Origin of the sequence: Streptomyces nodosus (assembly GCF_008704995.1) — a bacterium.
Lineage (GTDB): Bacteria > Actinomycetota > Actinomycetes > Streptomycetales > Streptomycetaceae > Streptomyces > Streptomyces nodosus.
In genome coordinates this window covers 5,616,087-5,633,751 of sequence record NZ_CP023747.1, presented here as the reverse complement: position 1 = coordinate 5,633,751, position 17,665 = coordinate 5,616,087, and the positions used below count along the sequence as shown (strand labels likewise).

General features: G+C 71.6%; 19 protein-coding genes. 6 read left to right on the top strand and 13 right to left on the bottom strand.

The genetic code is table 11. The annotated features are described in order from the left end of the window. Positions 1–34: 34 nt before the first annotated feature. The 3 genes from CP978_RS25365 to CP978_RS25355 are packed head-to-tail and all read right to left on the bottom strand — an operon-like array spanning position 35 to position 1,897. Positions 35–799, bottom strand: a complete 765-nt coding sequence (locus CP978_RS25365) for a DUF3710 domain-containing protein (protein WP_043444616.1) — start codon at positions 797–799, stop codon at positions 35–37. 1 nt (position 800) lies between these two features. After that, on the bottom strand, positions 801–1,316 hold the full coding sequence (gene dut / locus CP978_RS25360) for a dUTP diphosphatase (RefSeq protein ID WP_043444614.1): 516 nt from the start codon (positions 1,314–1,316) through the stop codon (positions 801–803). Continuing rightward, positions 1,313–1,897 (bottom strand): PaaI family thioesterase, encoded by a 585-nt coding sequence (locus CP978_RS25355; protein ID WP_043444611.1) that lies wholly within the window; start codon positions 1,895–1,897, stop codon positions 1,313–1,315. The genes dut and CP978_RS25355 overlap by 4 nt, the downstream gene beginning before the upstream one ends. 58 nt (positions 1,898–1,955) lie before the next feature. On the opposite strand from CP978_RS25355, the gene CP978_RS25350 reads away from it, so the two are divergent. Further along, entirely contained in the window at positions 1,956–2,438 is a 483-nt protein-coding gene (locus CP978_RS25350) for a DUF3093 domain-containing protein (RefSeq protein WP_043444609.1), read from the top strand. A gap of 84 nt (positions 2,439–2,522) precedes the next feature. Here the strand turns inward: CP978_RS25350 and CP978_RS25345 are convergent, their stop codons facing one another. The 4 genes from CP978_RS25345 to CP978_RS25330 form a co-directional block, all read right to left on the bottom strand. Further along, positions 2,523–3,446: a hypothetical protein gene (locus CP978_RS25345; RefSeq protein WP_079162308.1), complete on the bottom strand. Its 924-nt coding sequence runs from the start codon at positions 3,444–3,446 to the stop codon at positions 2,523–2,525. A 13-nt stretch (positions 3,447–3,459) separates the two neighbouring features. Next, positions 3,460–3,756: a DUF4193 domain-containing protein gene (locus CP978_RS25340; protein WP_003993510.1), complete on the bottom strand. Its 297-nt coding sequence runs from the start codon at positions 3,754–3,756 to the stop codon at positions 3,460–3,462. A 394-nt stretch (positions 3,757–4,150) separates the two neighbouring features. Continuing rightward, the gene (locus tag CP978_RS25335; RefSeq protein ID WP_043444607.1) at positions 4,151–5,383 is read right to left on the bottom strand and encodes a sensor histidine kinase; all 1,233 of its coding nucleotides are present in this window, start codon (positions 5,381–5,383) and stop codon (positions 4,151–4,153) included. Positions 5,384–5,387: 4 nt separating this feature from the next. Continuing rightward, positions 5,388–6,041 (bottom strand): response regulator transcription factor, encoded by a 654-nt coding sequence (locus tag CP978_RS25330; RefSeq protein WP_043444605.1) that lies wholly within the window; start codon positions 6,039–6,041, stop codon positions 5,388–5,390. A 415-nt stretch (positions 6,042–6,456) separates the two neighbouring features. Here CP978_RS25330 and CP978_RS34980 point away from each other — a divergent pair, with 415 nt between their 5' ends. Beyond that, on the top strand, positions 6,457–6,630 hold the full coding sequence (locus CP978_RS34980) for a hypothetical protein (RefSeq protein WP_167748018.1): 174 nt from the start codon (positions 6,457–6,459) through the stop codon (positions 6,628–6,630). A gap of 230 nt (positions 6,631–6,860) precedes the next feature. Here the strand turns inward: CP978_RS34980 and CP978_RS25325 are convergent, their stop codons facing one another. Beyond that, a complete protein-coding gene (locus CP978_RS25325; protein WP_107070448.1) occupies positions 6,861–7,691 on the bottom strand; it encodes an inositol monophosphatase family protein in 831 nt (276 codons plus the stop codon). Further along, entirely contained in the window at positions 7,688–8,815 is a 1,128-nt protein-coding gene (locus CP978_RS25320; RefSeq protein ID WP_043444601.1) for a ferrochelatase, read from the bottom strand. The genes CP978_RS25325 and CP978_RS25320 overlap by 4 nt, the downstream gene beginning before the upstream one ends. Positions 8,816–9,053: 238 nt before the next feature. Here CP978_RS25320 and CP978_RS25315 point away from each other — a divergent pair, with 238 nt between their 5' ends. The 3 genes from CP978_RS25315 (at position 9,054) to sepH (ending at position 13,056) form a co-directional block, all read left to right on the top strand. Further along, positions 9,054–10,292, top strand: coding sequence for an MFS transporter (locus tag CP978_RS25315; RefSeq protein ID WP_043444600.1), 1,239 nt, complete (start codon positions 9,054–9,056; stop codon positions 10,290–10,292). Beyond that, positions 10,252–11,571, top strand: coding sequence for a D-arabinono-1,4-lactone oxidase (locus tag CP978_RS25310; RefSeq protein WP_043444599.1), 1,320 nt, complete (start codon positions 10,252–10,254; stop codon positions 11,569–11,571). Before CP978_RS25315 ends, CP978_RS25310 begins: the two co-directional genes overlap by 41 nt. A gap of 453 nt (positions 11,572–12,024) precedes the next feature. After that, on the top strand, positions 12,025–13,056 hold the full coding sequence (gene sepH, locus CP978_RS25305; RefSeq protein ID WP_043444597.1) for a septation protein SepH: 1,032 nt from the start codon (positions 12,025–12,027) through the stop codon (positions 13,054–13,056). A 69-nt stretch (positions 13,057–13,125) separates the two neighbouring features. Here sepH and CP978_RS25300 read toward each other — a convergent pair whose 3' ends face one another. Next, positions 13,126–13,977, bottom strand: a complete 852-nt coding sequence (locus CP978_RS25300) for a sulfurtransferase (RefSeq protein ID WP_043444595.1) — start codon at positions 13,975–13,977, stop codon at positions 13,126–13,128. Between the two features lie 303 nt (positions 13,978–14,280). Here CP978_RS25300 and CP978_RS25295 point away from each other — a divergent pair, with 303 nt between their 5' ends. Then, entirely contained in the window at positions 14,281–15,084 is an 804-nt protein-coding gene (locus tag CP978_RS25295) for a VOC family protein (protein WP_043444593.1), read from the top strand. A 43-nt stretch (positions 15,085–15,127) separates the two neighbouring features. On the opposite strand, the gene CP978_RS25290 is transcribed toward CP978_RS25295, so the two are convergent. The 3 genes from CP978_RS25290 to CP978_RS25280 form a co-directional block, all read right to left on the bottom strand. Then, positions 15,128–15,778: a thymidine kinase gene (locus CP978_RS25290; RefSeq protein ID WP_043444592.1), complete on the bottom strand. Its 651-nt coding sequence runs from the start codon at positions 15,776–15,778 to the stop codon at positions 15,128–15,130. 73 nt (positions 15,779–15,851) lie between these two features. Further along, positions 15,852–17,042 (bottom strand): alkaline phosphatase family protein, encoded by a 1,191-nt coding sequence (locus CP978_RS25285; protein WP_043444590.1) that lies wholly within the window; start codon positions 17,040–17,042, stop codon positions 15,852–15,854. Continuing rightward, the gene (locus CP978_RS25280) at positions 17,042–17,638 is read right to left on the bottom strand and encodes a DUF5998 family protein (RefSeq protein WP_043444589.1); all 597 of its coding nucleotides are present in this window, start codon (positions 17,636–17,638) and stop codon (positions 17,042–17,044) included. Before CP978_RS25280 ends, CP978_RS25285 begins: the two co-directional genes overlap by 1 nt. Between the last annotated feature and the right edge of the window lie 27 nt (positions 17,639–17,665).

Here is a 17,665-nt window from a genome sequence, read left to right as displayed (position 1 = left end):
CTCATGGCGACTGACGTCTCTGTGCGTGGAGCTGTCAGCGGACCTCGGTGATCTCGGGGCCGCGCTGCAGCTGTCCCATGCCGCCCGAGAAGCGGGAACCTTCCTCCTGCTGTACTCCCTCGGGCACCATCTGCGCGTCGTTCGGCAGCTTCAGGACGATCGGATCGCGCGGGGCCATCGGGCCCTCGCCACGGACCACGACCGTGTCCCGGAAGATCTGCTCCAGCAGACCGGCCGCCTGCGGCTGCACCGCACCCTGGCCGGAGATCACGCCGCGCAGGAACCAGCGGGGGCCGTCCACACCGACGAACCGCACGACCTGGAAGCCACCCGTGCCGTCCGGCAGCTGCACCGGCACCTGGGCCCGCAGCTCCCAGCCCAGCGAACCCTCGACCTCGTCGACGATGCCGCCCTGCTGGGTGATGCCGCCGGCGATCTCCTCGCGCACCTCGCCCCAGATGCCCTCACGCTTGGGCGCGGCGAAGGCCTGCAGCTGGATGGCGCTGTCCCGCAGCACGACGGTGGCCGCGACGATCGCGTCGCCCGCGACCTCGACCCGCAGCTCCATGCCCTCGACCCCGGGCACGAACAGACCGCCGAGGTCCACCCGGCCCTCGCCGGGTTCGCGGATCTCGGAGTCGTCCCAGGGGCCGTCGGGCCGGGGCTCCGGTTCGAGCCGCACGCGCTCGCGTTCGACCTCTACCTCTTCGTCCGCCTCAGTGTCGACACCGTCGACGACCTGCTCGGCCTCGCCGGCCGCATCCTCGGCGGCACCCTTCTTCTTGCGACGTCCGAACACGTCACTGTCCTTCCCGGTCGGATACGACCGAAGCGTATCGATTCCCACCCGTTGTGCCGCCCACGGCGGCATGACCGCCGGTGGACCCGAAGCCCCCCTCGGCCCGCGCCGAGCCGGGAAGCTCCGCCACCTCCTGGAAGCGGACCCTCTCGACCTGCTGGACGACCAGTTGGGCAATCCGGTCGAAGCGCTCGAACCGCACGGTCTCGTACGGGTCGAGATTCACCACGATCACCTTGATCTCTCCACGGTACCCGGCATCAACCGTCCCTGGGGCATTGACGAGGGCGACACCGCAGCGCGCGGCCAGACCGGAACGCGGATGCACGAAGGCCGCGTACCCCTCGGGCAGCGCGATGGACACGCCCGTGGGCAGCACGGCCCGCTCCCCGGGCTTCAGCTCATGGCTCTCGGTGGTGCGCAGATCGGCTCCCGCGTCTCCGGGCCGCGCGTACTCCGGGAGCGGCACGTCGGGGTCGACGCGCCGGATCTGCACGTCCAGGGGATCGCGGCTCACGGGTTCACCTCGAAGGCACGCTCGCGCCGGGACGGGTCCGGATCGCTCATGGCGGCCCGGATCTCCTGCGGCCGGCCGTGGTCGATGAAGTGCTCCGTCTTCACCTCGATGAACAGGGCCTGGGCACGGACGGCCACGGGCCCGTCGGGGCCGCCGATCCGCCCGGTGGCCCTGGAGTAGATCTTCCGTCCCGCCACGGCCGTCACCTCGGCCTCCAGATGCAGCACGGTCCCCACGGGCACCGGGAGCACATAGTCGGTCTCCAGCCGTCCGGTGACCGCGACGGTGCGCAGCAGCCAGTTCAGCGAGCCGAGGGTCTCGTCGAGGGCGGTGGCGAGCACCCCGCCGTGGGCGAGACCGGGCGCGCCCTGGTGGGCGGGCTGGACGGTGAACTCGGCGGTGAGGGAGATCCCCTCGCCGGCCCGCGCCTGGAGGCGCAGTCCGTGCGGCTGTGCCTCGCCGCACCCGAAGCACTGCTCGTAGTGCGCGCCGAGCAGCTCCCCGGGGGCGGGGGCATCGGGGTGCCGTACGGGCGCCACGGCGCCGGCGGGGGGTGTCAGAGCTGCGGAAGTACCACTCACAGGCGCAGACCTTACCCGCGCGGGAACGTCCTGCGGACACCGTGCCAAGCTTGGTTTCATGCAGCTCTCCGCGTCACCGTACGAAGAACGCCTCACCGCGCCCCGCTCCTGGTGGCTGATCTGCCTGGCGGCCGGGTTCTCCATGGCTCTGATCCTGGTCCCGTTCGGCACGCTCGCACTGCTCGCCGGGCTGGTGGGCGGCACCGCGGTCGCGGCGGTCGTGGCGAGTTCCTACGGCTCCATCCGTATCCGTGTGGTGGGCGACGCGCTGATCGCGGGAGACGCCCGGATCCCGGTGTCGGCGCTCGGCGGCACGGAGGTCCTGGACCCGGAGGAGGCCCGGGCCTGGCGCATGCACAAGGCCGACACGCGAGCCTTCATGCTGCTGCGCGCCTATATCCCGAGGGCCCTGAAGGTCGAGGTCACGGACCCGGCGGACCCGACGCCCTATCTCTATCTGTCGAGCAGGGAGCCGGAGCGGCTGGCCGCGGCGATCAAGGCGGCGCAGGAGCGCAGCGAGGTCGAGGCCGCGCAGGAGTAGCCGCACGGGGGCAACCCCTCGGGGAGGGGCCGGAGGGCCGCAGCGGGCGCCTTCAGGGCCGCGCGGGCGGTCATTCCCGCGGCGTCATTCCTCCAGCGGCAGGGGATTCTCCGGCGTCTCCAGCGGCGGCAGCTCCGGCAGTTCCTCCCAGGGCACCTGGGACTTCCGCAGATCTCTGCGGATCCGATCGGCGAGCCGCCGGGTGTCCCGCCGGTTCACCACCGCGCCCACGGCGGCTCCCACCATGAACGGCATCAGGTTCGGCAGGTTCCGCACCATCCGCTTCATGATCTGCTGGCGCAGCTCCCGCTTCATCCGGCCGCCGAAGGCCGCGTCCACGCTCGACAGCGCCGCCATGTCTATCCCGCGCTCGTCGGACCAGGACCGCAGATACGAGGTGCTGCGCTGAGTGAGGTTCCCGGGCGGTCTCAGCCCGTACACCTCGTAGAGTTCGGCGATCAGCTTCAGCTCGATCGTCGCCACCCCGGTGATCTCGGCGGCCAGCTCGGTGGGCATGGCCGGCGGCACCGGCAGCATCGCCGCGGCACCCACCCCGGCCCCGACCGTGGCCGTCGCCCGCGCCGCGCCCAGGACGAGCTTGTCGGCGATCTCCTCGGGCCCCTGGCCGGGGAACTGCCGGCGGAGCGTCGCGAGGTCCCGTACCGGAATCCGCGGGGCGGTCTCGATGATCCGGTCGGTGAGAAAGGCCAGGCCCGCTCGGGCATGGCTGCCACCCTTGCGGACGCCTTCCCGGATTCCTTCCCGGACGGCGACCGCATAACTTCGCGCGGTCTCTCCCGCTCCTCCGAAGCCGTAGGTGGGAGCGGTGGGTGCCGGGGGTTCGTCCGGCCCCACCAGGGCCCCGGCGGCGTCCGCCGGTTCGAGCGAGGCTGATCCTTCTTCGGAAGAGCCCCGCTCGTCCGGTACGCCGTGGGAGTCCTCATACGGCTCCGGGTCCGCTTCCCCGTGCGGGAAACGGCGCTTCCGAGGAGGGGTCGAGCCAGTCACGGCCGACCCCGCCTCAGTCGCAGTCGCGGCAGATCGGCTGACCGTTCTTCTCGCGGGCCAGCTGGCTGCGGTGGTGGACGAGGAAGCAGCTCATGCAGGTGAACTCGTCCTGCTGCTTGGGCAGCACACGGACGGCCAGTTCCTCGTTCGAGAGGTCGGCGCCCGGCAGTTCGAGGCCTTCGGCGGCCTCGAACTCGTCGACGTCGACCGCCGAGGCGGACTTGTCGTTCCTCCGGGCCTTCAGTTCTTCCAGGCTGTCGGAATCGACATCGTCGTCGGTCTTGCGTGGGGTGTCGTAGTCGGTTGCCATTTCGCTCTCCCCCTCTGGGTGTCTGCGGGTGTCTCCAGCGCACGTAACGCGTGAGAGGCCGGACTTGTGCCCGCCTCGAGGCGGAGATTTTGCCTCACATCAAGGTCTGTTACTCAATCGACACCCAACCGGACTCCTCAAGAGTGATCGGGTTGGATGGCGAACCGGACCGTACACGGTCCGTGGACCACTCTTCAAAGGCACTCCACCGTGTACTTCCCGTGATCTGAACCCGGGAAAACCCGGATTTTCCGGCTTTGTGCATGCCTCTGAGATCACGGAGAGTAGATGGCCGGAAAGGCATCTCTGTGATCGATCACACAGGACGGGCCCGTATCCTGGACCCGGAAATTCTGCGTACAGCGAACGGCTGCCGGAGCCGGGCGGCCCGGCCTCAGACGGGCAGGACGACCCGCATCACCAGCCCACCCCCCTCACGGGGCTGCGCGGTGATGTGACCGCCGTGGGCACGCGCCACGGACCTCGCGATGGACAGTCCGAGGCCCACGCCCTTGTCGCTGCCGGTGCGCTCGGTACGGAGCCGGGTGAAGGGCTCGAAGAGGTTGTCGATCTCGTAGGCGGGGACCACCGGCCCGGTGTTGGAGACCGTCAGCACCGCCTGACCGTGCTGGAGCTCGGTCGTGACCTCGACCCAGCCGTCCTCCGGGACGTTGTAGCGCACCGCGTTCTGGACGAGGTTCAGGGCGATGCGCTCCAGCAGTACGCCGTTGCCCTGGACGACCGCCGGGGCGCGTTCGCCGCGGATCTCCACGCCCTTGGTCTCCGCCTCGCCGTGCACCTGGTCGATGGCCTGCGAGGCCACCTCCGCCAGATCGACGGGTTTGCGCTCGACGATCTGGTTGTCGCTGCGGGCGAGCAGCAGCAGCCCCTCCACGAGCTGCTCGCTGCGCTCGTTGGTGGCGAGCAGCGTCTTGCCGAGCTGTTGCAGTTCGACGGGTGCCCCCGGGTCGGACAGATGCACCTCGAGCAGGGTGCGGTTGATCGCGAGCGGGGTGCGCAGCTCGTGCGAGGCGTTGCCGACGAACCGCTGCTGGGCCGTGAAGGCCCGCTGCAGCCGCTCCAGCATCTCGTCGAAGGTGTCCGCCAGCTCCTTCAGCTCGTCGTCCGGGCCGTCCAGCTCGATACGGCGCGACAGGTCCGAGCCGGCCACGGCGCGGGCGGTGCGGGTGATCCGCCCGAGCGGCGAGAGCACCCGGCCGGCCATCGCGTAGCCGAAGGCGAAGGCGATCACGGCGAGGCCGAGCAGGGCCAGCAGCGAGCGGCTGAGCAGATTGTCCAGGGCATGCTGGCGCTGCTCGTTGACGCACGCGTTCATGGCGTTGTTGAGGTCGCTCGCCGTGGTCTGGGACGGGAAGTTGCAGGTGTTGCTGACGACCGTCCCCGAGGTGATCCGGAACGGGAGCTGGCTGCCCACGTTGAGGGCGTGCGCCGCGAACAGATAGATGATCGACAGCAGCAGGATGCCGGCGATCAGGAACATGCCGCCGTACAGCAGCGTCAGTCGTATGCGGATGGTCGGGCGCAGCCAGGGGAACGGAGGTTCCGGCCTGCGCGGGTCCCAGGTGGGCTTGGGCGGCGCCGCGGGCGGCGCGGGGGTCGCGGCCATGGCGTCAGATCCGGTAGCCGGAACCGGGCACGGTGACGATCACCGCGGGCTCGCCGAGCTTGCGGCGCAGGGTCATCACCGTCACCCGCACCACATTGGTGAACGGGTCGGTGTTCTCGTCCCAGGCCTTCTCCAGGAGCTGCTCGGCCGAGACGACGGCTCCCTCGCTGCGCATCAGGACCTCCAGGACCGCGAACTCCTTGGGGGCCAGCTGGACCTCCCTGCCCTCGCGGAAGACCTCGCGGCGGTTGGGGTCGAGCTTGATGCCGGCGCGCTCCAGCACGGGCGGCAGCGGCACGCTGGTGCGCCGGCCCAGGGCCCGCACACGCGCGATGAGCTCGCTGAAGGCGAACGGCTTGGGCAGATAGTCGTCGGCGCCGATCTCCAGGCCCTCCACCCGGTCGCTGACATCGCCCGAGGCGGTGAGCATCAGCACACGGGTGGGCATTCCGAGCTCGACGATCTTGCGGCAGACGTCGTCGCCGTGCACCAGCGGGAGATCGCGGTCGAGGACGACCACGTCGTAGTCGTTGACGCCGATGCGCTCCAGGGCGGCCGCACCGTCGTACACGACGTCGACGGCCATGGCCTCCCGGCGCAATCCGGTGGCCACCGCATCGGCGAGCAGTTGCTCGTCCTCGACGACGAGTACGCGCACGTCCCTTGTCCTTCCTCTGTGCACCCGTGCGGCCCCTTGTCGGGCAGCGCGCGGGAAGTCCCCTCATGGATGAAGCTCCATCCTGCCCTTTTCGGCCGTAAACCGGCTGTAAGACGGGGGACCACGCTCGGTGCTGCGGCGCACCGGTCCGGGAATGCGAAATTTTTTCGTGCTGTTGAGGTTTCCGCGGAAGGGAGCGGGGGGAGGACGGTTTACACCCCGCGATCACGCTCTGCATGTGGCACACCACCATGTGGTCGGCTGCTCACCACTTCCCGTAGAGCTGGCGTGGGTGTCCAGCACCGTGCCGGCCCGTCCGGGGCAGCGGTGGGCACCCGAAGGACGTGATCGCCTCTTCCCGACGGCACACCCCCGTGCCACACACGACCCACGACCCAGGACGAGGGGGCGCAGCATGGACGCATTCACCGCAGGACTTCTGCAGCGCATACGGGCGACCGAGTCCGACCTGACGCGGGCTCGCGAATCCGGCGACGACTTCCTCGTGGAGGTCGAGCAGTCGGAGCTCGACGACCTGCACCGCCTTGCCGCCGAGCACGGTGTGGAAGTCGGTGCGACGCGCGTCTGATCAGCTCGCCGAAGCGGGCCCCGGCAGATCCAGGCCGGGGCCCGCTTCGGTGTTCTACGGCGCCTGGAGGCCACCGCGGAGCGCGGGGAACGCCTGTACGCCGTAGGGGTGCCGCGGGGCGGCCCGGGAGGCCACAGGGACCCATAGGGGCCGCGTGGGGACGGGACGGCCCCCACCGGTGACGGCGGGGGCCGCATTGCGTGGGGGCCTGGCCTCCGTGGGGACGGGGGTCAGTCGTGCCAGGCGCCGAGTTCGTCCAGCCTGGTCCGGAGCTGTTCGAACAGACCCGGTGGGGCCGCGATCGTCAGGGCCGGGGAGAGCGGCTCCCCGGGGCGCCCGCCGGTCAGCGCCCCCGCCTCACGGGCGATCAGGTCACCCGCCGCGTAGTCCCAGGGGTTCAGCCCCCGCTCGTAGTACGCGTCCAGCCGGCCCGCCGCCACATCGCACAGGTCGATCGCGGCGGAACCGGCCCGGCGGATGTCCCGGACCTCGGGGATCAGCTGCCGGACCACCTCGGCCTGATGGATCTTGCGCTCGGTGAGATAGCCGAAGCCGGTGCCCACCAGGGCGAAGCCCAGATCGGGCGCGGGGCGCACCCGGACGGGGCGGTCGTTCAGGAACGCCCCCTCCCCCCGGACGGCCCGGAAGATCTCCCCGCGCATCGGCGCATGGACCACGCCGACGAGCGTCTCCCCGTCCTTGCGGGCGGCGATGGAGATCGCCCAGCCGGGCAGCCCGTAGAGATAGTTCACGGTGCCGTCGATCGGGTCGATCACCCATTCGACGCCACTGGTGCCCTCGACGCTGGCCCCCTCCTCGCCGAGCAGGCCGTCCTCCGGTCTGTGGTCGGTGAGCAGCCCGGTGATCAGCTTCTCGGCGGCGATGTCCATCTCGGTGACGACATCGATGGCGCTGGTCTTGGTGGCGGCCACCCCGAGGTCCTCGGGGCGTCCGTCGCGCAGAAAGGCGCCCGCGCGGGTCGCCGCCTCCAGCGCGATCTCCAGGAGTTCGGTCTCCAGCCGGCCGTCCGGCTGTGACTGCTCGGTCACGCTGCTCCTCATGCGTAGGGGCTGTCGGCGCCCGCGGCGGCGGGCTTGGGGGCACGGGCCGGGCAGCAGCCCACCGGACACAGGTCGTGGCTCGGGCCCAGGGTGCCCAGGGCGCAGGGGGTCACCTGCCGACCGCGCTCGGTGGCGGACCGCTCGGCGACCAGATCGCGGATCGCGGCGGCGAACCGGGGGTCGGCGCCCACCGTGGCCGAGCGCCGGACCGGGAGCTCCAGTTCCCCGGCCTTCGCGGTGGCCTCGGTGTCGAGGTCGTAGAGCACCTCCATATGGTCCGAGACGAACCCGATGGGCGCCATCACCACTGCGGGGACCCCGGCGCCGTGCAGCTCCTCCAGGTGGTCGCAGATGTCCGGCTCCAGCCAGGGGATGTGCGGGGCGCCCGAGCGCGACTGGTAGACGAGCCGCCAGGGGTGGTCGACGCCGGTCCGCTCCCGCACCGCGTCGGCGATCAGCCGCGCCACGTCCAGGTGCTGCCGCACATACGCCCCGCCGTCCCCGTGGCCCTCGACCGGCCCGGAGGTGTCCGCGGCGGTGTCCGGGATGGAGTGGGTGGTGAAGGCGATGTGCGCCCCGGCCCGGACGTCCTCCGGAAGGTCGGCCAGGGAGGCGAGGACCCCCTCGGTCATCGGCTCCACGAAACCGGGGTGGTTGAAGTAGTGCCGCAGCTTGTCGACCCGGGGCAGTTCCAGTCCCTCGGCCTCCAGGGCGGCCAGGGCACCCGCGAGGTTCTCGCGGTACTGGCGGCAGCCCGAGTAGGAGGCGTACGCGCTGGTGGCGAGGACCAGGATCCGGCGGTGGCCGTCGAGGACCATCTCCCGCAGGGTGTCGGTCAGGTAGGGCGCCCAGTTGCGGTTGCCCCAGTAGACCGGCAGCCCGAGGCCGTGGTCGGCGAAGTCCTTGCGGAGGGCGTCCAGCAGAGCGCGGTTCTGGGCGTTGATGGGGCTGACCCCGCCGAAGAGGAAGTAGTGCCGTCCCACCTCCTTCAGGCGCTCCTTGGGGATGCCCCGGCCCCGCGTCACGTTCTCGAGGAACGGAACCACGTCGTCCGGGCCCTCCGGGCCTCCGAACGAGAGAAGCAACAGAGCGTCGTACGGGCTGGCGTCGAGTGCGTGGGACATGTCTACGATCCTGCCACCCGGCACCCACGGCGGTCCCGCCACCCACCGGCCGGGGCCTCCCACCCGGGGCGATCGCGCCACCCGCCGACGGCACGGGCTCCGTCCCCAGGACCGGCACCGGACAGCCGGGCATTTACGGACACTGGTGCGAACCCGCCGATCAGTCATACGTTAGGGTTGCCTGATTCGTAAGGTGCATGCTCACATTTCACGCCTTACTGGACTTATCGGAGACCCCGTGCCCAGCCCCTACCGCGCCCTTTTCACCGCTCCCGGCACCAAGGGCTTCTCCGCCGCCGGCTTCCTCGGCCGGATGCCGCTGTCGATGATGGGCATCGGCGTGGTGACGATGATCTCCCAGCTCACCGGGCGGTACGGACTCGCGGGCGCGCTCTCGGCCACCATCGCCCTGTCCGCCGCCGCGCTCGGCCCCCAGATCTCCCGCCTGGTGGACCAGTACGGGCAGCGGCGGGTGCTGCGCCCGGCGACCCTCTTCGCACTGGCCGCCTCGGCGGGACTGCTTCTGGCGGCGCACTTCTCCTGGCCGGACTGGGTGCTGTTCGGGTGCGCCGCGGGCATCGGCGCGGTACCGAGCCTCGGCGCCATGATCAGGGCCCGCTGGGCCGCCCTCTACGGGGGCACCCCGCAGCTGCACACCGCCTACTCGTTCGAGTCGGTGATGGACGAGGTCTGCTTCATCTTCGGGCCGATCGTCTCCATCGGCCTGTCCACCGCCTGGTTCCCGGAGGCCGGCCCCTTCCTCGCCGCGTGCTTCCTCGCGGTCGGGGTGTTCTGGCTGACCGCCCAGCGCGCCACCGAGCCCGTGCCGCACCCGCGTGAGCGGCACACCCGTAGCAGCGCCCTGCGCTCGCCCGGGCTGCAGGTTCTGGTGACCACCTTCGTGGCGACCGGGACGATCTTCGGCGCGATCGACGTGGTGACCGTCGCCTTCGCCGACGAGCGGGGCCACAAGGCGGCGGCGAGCGTCGTGCTGGCGCTGTACGCGGCGGGTTCCTGCCTCGCCGGCCTGGTCTTCGGGCTGCTCCGCTTCACCGGGGCCCCCGAACGCCGGTGGCTGCTGGGCGTCTGTGCGATGGCCGTGAGTATGATCCCCCTCCTACTGGTCGGAAACCTGGCGTTTCTGGCCGTGGCGCTGTTCGTTGCGGGCCTGTCCATCGCACCGACGATGATCACGACGATGGCCCTCATCGAGCGGCACGTACCACGCGCGCACCTGACCGAGGGGATGACCTGGGTGTCCACCGGGCTCGCGGTCGGGGTCGCGATCGGCGCCTCCGTGGCCGGCTGGGTGATCGATGCCGCCGGTGCGGCGGCCGGGTACGGGGTTCCGGCGGTGTCCGGGGCCGTCGCGGTCGTGGTCGGTTTCCTCGGTCATCGCCGGCTGCGCAAGCCGGTGCCGCAGCGGGGAGGGGCCGTTGAGCACCACAGTGAGCGGAAAGAGCGGCACATGGCGTAACTGGGCGGGGAACGTCACCGCCCGGCCCGTACGAGAGGTCACCCCCGCCTCGGTGGACGAGCTCCGCGCCGCGGTGCTCCGGGCCGCCGAGGACGGGTTGCGGGTCAAGGCCGTCGGCACCGGCCACTCCTTCACGGCCGCCGCGGCGACCGACGGTGTGCTGATCAGCCCCCGGCTGCTGACCGGGATACGCGCGATCGACCGGGCGGCCGGCACCGTCACCGTCGAGGCGGGCACCCCGCTGAGAAGGCTGAATGTCGCGCTGGCCCGCGAGGGACTCTCGCTGGCGAACATGGGCGACATCATGGAGCAGACCGTCTCCGGCGCCACCAGCACCGGCACGCACGGCACCGGCCGGGACTCGGCCTCGATCGCCGCGCAGATCACCGGCCTTGAACTGGTGACCGCGGACGGCTCGTTGCTCACCTGCTCCGAGCGGGAGAACCCCGAGGTCTTCGCGGCCGCCCGGATCGGCATCGGCGCCCTGGGCGTCGTCACCGCGCTCACCTTCGCGGTGGAGCCGGTCTTCCTGCTCACGGCCCGCGAGGAGCCCATGCCCCTCGACCGGGTCCTCGCCGAGTTCGACCAACTGTGGGCCGAGAACGAGCACTTCGAGTTCTACTGGTTCCCGCACACCGGGAACACCAACACCAAGCGCAACAACCGCAGCGCCGGACCCGCGCGACCGGTGGGGCGGCTGAACGGCTGGCTCCAGGACGAGTTCCTCTCCAACGGTGTCTTCCAGGCGGTCAACTGGGTCGGACGGGCCGCCCCCGCCACCGTCCCGTCGATCGCCCGGATCTCCAGCCGCGCCCTGTCGGCCCGCACCTACACCGACATCCCTTACAAGGTCTTCACCTCCCCCCGCCGGGTGCGGTTCGTGGAGATGGAATACGCCGTTCCGCGCGAGGCCCTGGTGGACACACTGCGCGAGATCAAGGCGATGATCGACCGCTCACCCCTCCGTGTCAGCTTTCCCGTCGAGGTGCGCACCGCCCCGGCGGACGACATCGCGCTGTCCACGGCATCCGGCCGGGACAGCGCCTACATCGCCATACACATGTTCCGCGGTACGCCCTATCAGGCGTACTTCACCGCCGCCGAGCGGATCCTCACGGCCCATCAGGGGCGCCCCCACTGGGGCAAGGTGCACACCCGCGACGCCGAGTACCTCGCCGGGGTCTATCCGCGCTTCGCCGAGTTCACCGCCCTGAGGGACCGTCTGGACCCGGACCGGCGCTTCGGGAACGACTATCTGCGCCGGGTCCTGGGCGCATAGGCGGGCGCCGCGCCCGGTCCGCCGCCGGTCAACGGGCCCCGGTCCCGGCGGGATTGGCACGCTTCCTGCCGGTGAGTGACATGCACCACGTTTGACGTCCGCGAAAACGGCGCATCGGACAGCCGGGACACCCCTCCCGACGGAACTCGGGCGGCGCGCCGATCCGCGAAGGTGGCCCGAATGGAGTACTGTTGCGAACCCTGGGTCCGGCCTCCCGCCAGGGTGTCCGCGGCCCTTGCCGGAACGCCGGGAGGGGGCTTGTTGCACAGGGTGACGCGCTTCGTCACTGAGCGTTGCGAATAGGTAACCGTGCCATAACGGCGAGCCGGGGCCCATGCCCGACACGCCGGGCAACTCGGCAAGGTTGTGGCAGGCTGCACCCGGGCAGGCCACACTCGACTAGCGGAAGCAGCGACGCACGTGACGTCGGCAGGCACCACCCGGGAGGTCCCCATGCCCGAACTGCGTGTCGTGGCCGTCTCCAATGACGGCACACGGCTGGTGCTGAAGGCTGCGGACAGCACGGAGTACACGCTTCCGATCGACGAACGGCTCCGCGCCGCCGTGCGCGGCGACCGTCCCCGCCTCGGCCAGATCGAGATCGAGGTGGAGAGCCATCTCCGCCCCAGGGACATCCAGGCGCGGATACGTGCCGGCGCGTCCGCCGAAGAGGTGGCGCAGCTCGCCGGGATCCCCGTCGACCGGGTACGCCGCTTCGAGGGACCCGTGCTCGCCGAGCGCGCCTTCATGGCCGAGCGGGCCCGCAAGACACCCGTGCGCCGGCCCGGCGAGAACGCCGGCCCCCAACTGGGCGAGGCCGTCCAGGAGCGGCTGCTGCTGCGCGGCGCCGAGCGGGAGACCGTCCAGTGGGACTCCTGGCGCCGCGACGACGGCACCTGGGAGGTGCTGCTCGTCTACCTGGTCGCGGGCGAACCGCACTCGGCGAGCTGGACGTACGACCCGCCCCGGCGACTGGTCCAGGCGGTCGACGACGAGGCGCGCTCGCTGATCGGCGAGTCCGACGACCTCTCCTCGCCCGAGCCCAGCTACCCCTTCGTACCGCGGATCGCACGGCTGCCGCGCGAGGGCCGGCCGGACCGCTCCCCCGAGCGCCCGACGGACCGCCCCGCCCTGCCGTCGCCGGAGCCCGCCGAGGAGGGCACCGGCGAGCGGGACTCGCTGACCAGCCTGCTGGAGGCGGTGCCCAGCTTCCGCGGCGATCTGGTGGTGCCGGAACGGCCCGCGGATCCCCCGGAGGAGCCCGCCCAGGAGCCCGAGGCGGAGGAGCCTCCCGCGCCTGCGGCCTCGGCCGGTTCCGCGTACACCGACGTCCTGATGCCGCGCACCGTCGGCAGCCACCGCGACCGGCTGATCGGTGCGACGGACCGCCAGGCGGAGGCGGACGGTGTCCGTCCGGGCCGCCGGGCGGCGGTTCCCAGCTGGGACGAGATCGTGTTCGGGACCCGGCGCAAGAAACAGGACTGACGGGGGCGGCGAGGACCGGCCGGGCGGAACCGGACAGGGCGACCGGCCCGGTCCCCGCCCGGTATGCGCTCACTGCGGATCGGGGCCCACCGCCACCGGGCGACCACTGTCCCCCGACCACTCCGACCAGGACCCCACATACAGCGCCGCCGGGATCCCCGCGAGGGTGAGCGCCAGCACCTGATGCGCGGCGGAGACGCCCGAGCCGCAGTAGACACCGACCTCGGTGCCCTCCTCTGCACCCAGCGCCCGGAAACGGTCGGCCAGTTCGGAAGCGGGCAGGAAGCGGCCCGTTCCGGTCACATTGCCCGCCGTCGGCGCCGACACCGCTCCGGGGATGTGACCGCCCACCGGATCGATCGGCTCCACCTCGCCCCGGTAGCGCTCGGCGGCCCGTGCGTCCAGCAGCAGCCCCGTGCGGGCGAGCGCCGCGGCACCGTCGGCGTCCAGCAGCGGCAGCGCCCCCGGTACGGGACGGAAGTCGCCGGGGGCGGGCTCCTCCGTCCCCGAGGCCGAGGGTCCGTCCCATGCGGCCAGTCCCCCGTCGAGCACCCGTACCTCCGGGTGTCCCGTCCACCGCAGCATCCACCAGGCGCGGGCGGCGGCCCAGCCCTGCCCGCCGTCGTACACCACCACCGGCCGGTCCGAACGGACCCCGGCGGCGCGCATGGCCGCTCCGAAGTGCTCCACATCGGGCAGCGGATGCCGCCCGGACGGTCCCGGCGGACCCGCCAGATCGGCGTCCAGATCCACGAAGACGGCGCCCGGGATGTGCCCGGCCGCATGGGCGGCACGGCCGTCGAACGGAGGGGCGCCCGCCGCGGTCGCGACGGACATTTGCCAGCGGACGTCCAGGAGCGTGGGCGGGTGCGGTCCCGCCAAGTCGCCCGCGAGTTCGGATGCGGAGATGATGGCCTTCATGGCTCCCATCCTTGCGCACGGGGTGGCCGAGTCGCCCAGGTCCGGCTATTCTGCTCGGCCGGACAGGTTCGATCACCCGGTGTACGGAACCGGGCACACACCGTGCAATCGATGGACAGCACACGGCGATCGCGTGCCGACGAGCGAGGACCCGGTATCGGGCGTCCCGCGCCCGTGGGGCCCGAGCGAGGTGATGCGGCCGGTGCTGCGGACATCGGCACGGAGCGTGCACCCACGCGTGCGCGGCGCGGGGCATGCACGGAAGCTGAACGGTCACCATGAGGGGCCGAGGAGAGAGTGACCATGACCGAGGCACGGGGGTCGGCGCGCCGGACCGGCACGACGCACGAGAGGCACGCACCCGGTACACCGTGCTGGGTGAGCCTGATGGTGCACGGAATGGCCGCGACCCAGGACTTCTACCACGCGTTGTTCGGCTGGGAGTTCCAGCCGGGACCACAGCCGCTGGGACCCTATGTGCGGGCCCTGCTGAACGGCTACGAGGTGGCGGGCATCGGCCGGCTGCCGCTGGACCGCCATCTGCCGATCGCCTGGACGCCCTATCTCGGCTCGGACGACGTGGACGCCACGGCCGAGCAGGTACGCAGCTGCGGCGGGACGGTGGGCGTCGGCCCCCTGGACGCGGCCCAGGCCGGACGGCTCGCCATCGCCTGTGACCCCATGGGGGCGGTGTTCGGCGTCTGGCAGGCCGACGATCACCTCGGCACCAACCTGACCGGGGTGCCCGGCACCCCCGTCTGGAACGAGCTGCTCACCTATGACACGGCGAGCGTCGCCCCCTTCTACCGGACCGTCTTCGGCTATGAGGAGGAGCCGGTCGTCTCCCCCGACTTCGACTATGTGACCCTCCATATCGAGGGCCGTCCGGTGGCCGGCATCCATGGCGTGGGCCATGCCCTTCCCCGGGACCGGGGTGCGCACTGGATGACGTACTTCCAGGTGGTGGACGCCGACAAGACGGCCGAGCGGGTCGCCGATCTGGGCGGGCACATCGTGCGGGCCCAGTGCAACACGGCCCTGGGCCGCATGATCACGGTCGCGGACCCGGAGGGCGCGACGTTCTCAGTGGTCAGTCCGCTCGGCTGAACCGTCCGGCGGGACGGAACGGACCGCGGGGACGGCGCGGCGGTCAGCCCGCCGACACGGGCAGGACGTCCGGGGACAGCGCCGCCGCACGGGAGGGCGCGGCCGTCATACGGCGCCGGTGGTGACGACGGCACAGCACTTCGTAGCCGACCTCGTCCGCGGACCGGTTGACGTCGCCCACGACCACCTGAGCGCCCTCGACGACCATCTCGCCGCCGACCGTGCGGGCGTTGTGCGTGGCGCGGGCACCGCACCAGCACAGGGCCTCCACCTGGAGGACCTCGACCCGGTCGGCCAGTTCCACCAGGCGCTGGGAGCCGGGGAAGAGCTTGGTGCGGAAGTCGGTGGTGATGCCGAAGGCGTAGACGTCGACGCCGAGGTCGTCGACCACACGGGCCAGCTGGTCTATCTGCTCCGGGTCCAGGAACTGCGCCTCGTCGGCGATCACATAGTCCGCGCGCCCGCCCTGTGAGAGATGGTCGACGACGAACGCGTACAGGTCCTGCCCGTCGGCCACCTCCACCGCGTCGGTGACCAGACCCAGCCGTGAGGAGAGCTTGCCCTCGCCGGCCCGGTCGTCGCGGGTGAGGATCATCCCCTGAAGCCCCCGCGCGGACCGGTTGTGCTCGATCTGGAGAGCCAGCGTCGACTTCCCGCAGTCCATCGTTCCGGAGAAGAACACCAGCTCGGGCATGGGTGGTGGAGAACCTTTCGGGGAGGGCAGGCGTTCGGATTCGGCGGTGTACGGCGGCGGGGGCGCGCCGCGCTCAGGTGCGGACCTCGAGCAGGGGCACCAGCTGTTCCGCGGCCGTCATCGAGCCGTGGTTGCCGACCATCGCCGACTCCTTGGGCTCCCGCTCGGAGGCGATGATCAGCACGCGGTCGCGGGCCGCCGCGAGCACATCGCCGAGGCGCCGGTACACGCGGTCGTCGACGCGCGGTCCGAACCAGCCCGCCTCGATCGCCTCGTCCCGCGAAGCCACCCAGAACTGCTCGCCGAGCACCTCGCGCCAGCAGGTCAGCACGTCGTCCTCGGCGCCCGGCACCGCGTAGACGTGCCGGGCCCGGCCCTCGCCGCCCAGCAGGGCGACCCCGGCGCGCAGCTCCCAGTCCTCGTCGAAGTCGATCCGGTGCTGCTCGTCGAAGGGGACGTCGATCATGCCATGGTCGGCGGTGACATACAGGGCCGAGCGCGCCGGCAGCTGCTCGGCGAGCCGCTGGACGAGCCGGTCGACATACATGAGCCGCCCGCGCCAGGCGTCCGAGTCGACACCGAAGCGATGGCCGGCGCCGTCCAGCTCGGCGTAGTACGTGTAGACCAACGAGCGGTCCCCGGCGGCCAGTTGCTCGGCGGCCAGGTCCATGCGCTCCTCGCCGGTCAGCCGTCCGTGGAAGGTGCCGCCGCTGAGCGCGATCCGGGTGAGCGGGGTGGTCTCGAAGGCCGGGGAGGACACCTGGGCGGTGTGGACACCGGCGGCGTCCGCGAGCTGGAACACCGTGGGGTACGGCTGCCAGAGGTGCGGGTCCGTCCAGGGCTGCCAGCGGAGCTGGTTCATCAGGGCGCCGGTGCCCGGATCGCGGACGGTGTAGCCGGGCAGACCGTGCGCGCCGGGCGGCAGGCCGGTGCCGACGGAGGCGAGCGAGGTGGCGGTGGTCGCCGGGTAGCCCGCGGTGATCGGACGGCCGGTGCCGCCGCGCGAGGACGCCAGCAGCGAGGTCAGGAAGGGCGCCTCGTCGGGGTGCTCCCTCAGCTGCTCCCAGCCGAGCCCGTCGACCAGGAAAACACAGGTGCGGTCGGCGGCGGCCAGCTCCGTGATGACCGGGGTCCGACCCGGCACCCCCATGCCCGCGGCCAGGGTGGGCAGCAGGTCGGCCAGGGAGCCGCTGCCGTACTCGGGGACCGGCGCCGAGCCGACGGCGAGCGGCTCCGGGTGATCGTCCCAGGTGGACAGCGCCATCAGCGGGTGGGGTCCGCGGTCGCCTCGGAGAGGGACTGCGCGAAGGCGAGCGCCTCGCGCACCGTCTCCGGTCCGTCCCCGGCCTCGCTGACGCGGAGGCTGAGGTCGTCGGCCGTGGAGCTGCCCGTGTAGCCGTGGTCCGCCTCGCAGTTGGGGTCGCCGCAGGCGGCGGGCTCCAGGTCGATGCGGGAGACGGCGCCCCAGCCGATGGTCAGGACGACCTCGCGGGGCAGCGTGCCCGGAGTGTAGGACTCGGGGTTGGCGACCACCCGGCTGACGACGACCGAGGAGATCCGGTCGAGCTTCACCGACTCCGTGGACGTGGTCGCATACGGTGTCGGGGAGGTGTCGTCGGCCGCCTGCTCGTCGGTGTGGCTGACGATGAAGCGGGTGCCGGTGAGGACCAGCACGGTCACATGGCGGCGCACCTCGTTCGCGTCGAACGTGGTCTCCTGGTGGACCAGATACGAACGGATGGGCTCACCGCCCACCGCGGCCTCCACCGCCTCTGCCACGAGAGCCGGGTAGTAGCCGCTGCGCTCGATCGCCGTGCGCAGCCCCTGGGTCGTCGTACTGGTCTTGGCCATGACGTCCATCCTACGGGGGCGTACCGACTGCGAGGC

What these genes read in the sequence shown, in the direction of transcription:
- CP978_RS25350 (WP_043444609.1), top strand. Translation starts at nt 1,956, where the DNA reads ATGCAGCTCTCCGCGTCACCGTACGAAGAACGCCTCACCGCGCCCCGC.
- CP978_RS25340 (WP_003993510.1), bottom strand. Translation starts at nt 3,756, where the DNA reads ATGGCAACCGACTACGACACCCCACGCAAGACCGACGACGATGTCGAT.
- CP978_RS25335 (WP_043444607.1), bottom strand. Translation starts at nt 5,383, where the DNA reads ATGGCCGCGACCCCCGCGCCGCCCGCGGCGCCGCCCAAGCCCACCTGG.
- CP978_RS34980 (WP_167748018.1), top strand. Translation starts at nt 6,457, where the DNA reads ATGGACGCATTCACCGCAGGACTTCTGCAGCGCATACGGGCGACCGAG.
- CP978_RS25325 (WP_107070448.1), bottom strand. Translation starts at nt 7,691, where the DNA reads ATGAGGAGCAGCGTGACCGAGCAGTCACAGCCGGACGGCCGGCTGGAG.
- CP978_RS25320 (WP_043444601.1), bottom strand. Translation starts at nt 8,815, where the DNA reads ATGTCCCACGCACTCGACGCCAGCCCGTACGACGCTCTGTTGCTTCTC.
- sepH (WP_043444597.1), top strand. Translation starts at nt 12,025, where the DNA reads ATGCCCGAACTGCGTGTCGTGGCCGTCTCCAATGACGGCACACGGCTG.
- CP978_RS25300 (WP_043444595.1), bottom strand. Translation starts at nt 13,977, where the DNA reads ATGAAGGCCATCATCTCCGCATCCGAACTCGCGGGCGACTTGGCGGGA.
- CP978_RS25295 (WP_043444593.1), top strand. Translation starts at nt 14,281, where the DNA reads ATGACCGAGGCACGGGGGTCGGCGCGCCGGACCGGCACGACGCACGAG.
- CP978_RS25290 (WP_043444592.1), bottom strand. Translation starts at nt 15,778, where the DNA reads ATGCCCGAGCTGGTGTTCTTCTCCGGAACGATGGACTGCGGGAAGTCG.
- CP978_RS25285 (WP_043444590.1), bottom strand. Translation starts at nt 17,042, where the DNA reads ATGGCGCTGTCCACCTGGGACGATCACCCGGAGCCGCTCGCCGTCGGC.
- CP978_RS25280 (WP_043444589.1), bottom strand. Translation starts at nt 17,638, where the DNA reads ATGGACGTCATGGCCAAGACCAGTACGACGACCCAGGGGCTGCGCACG.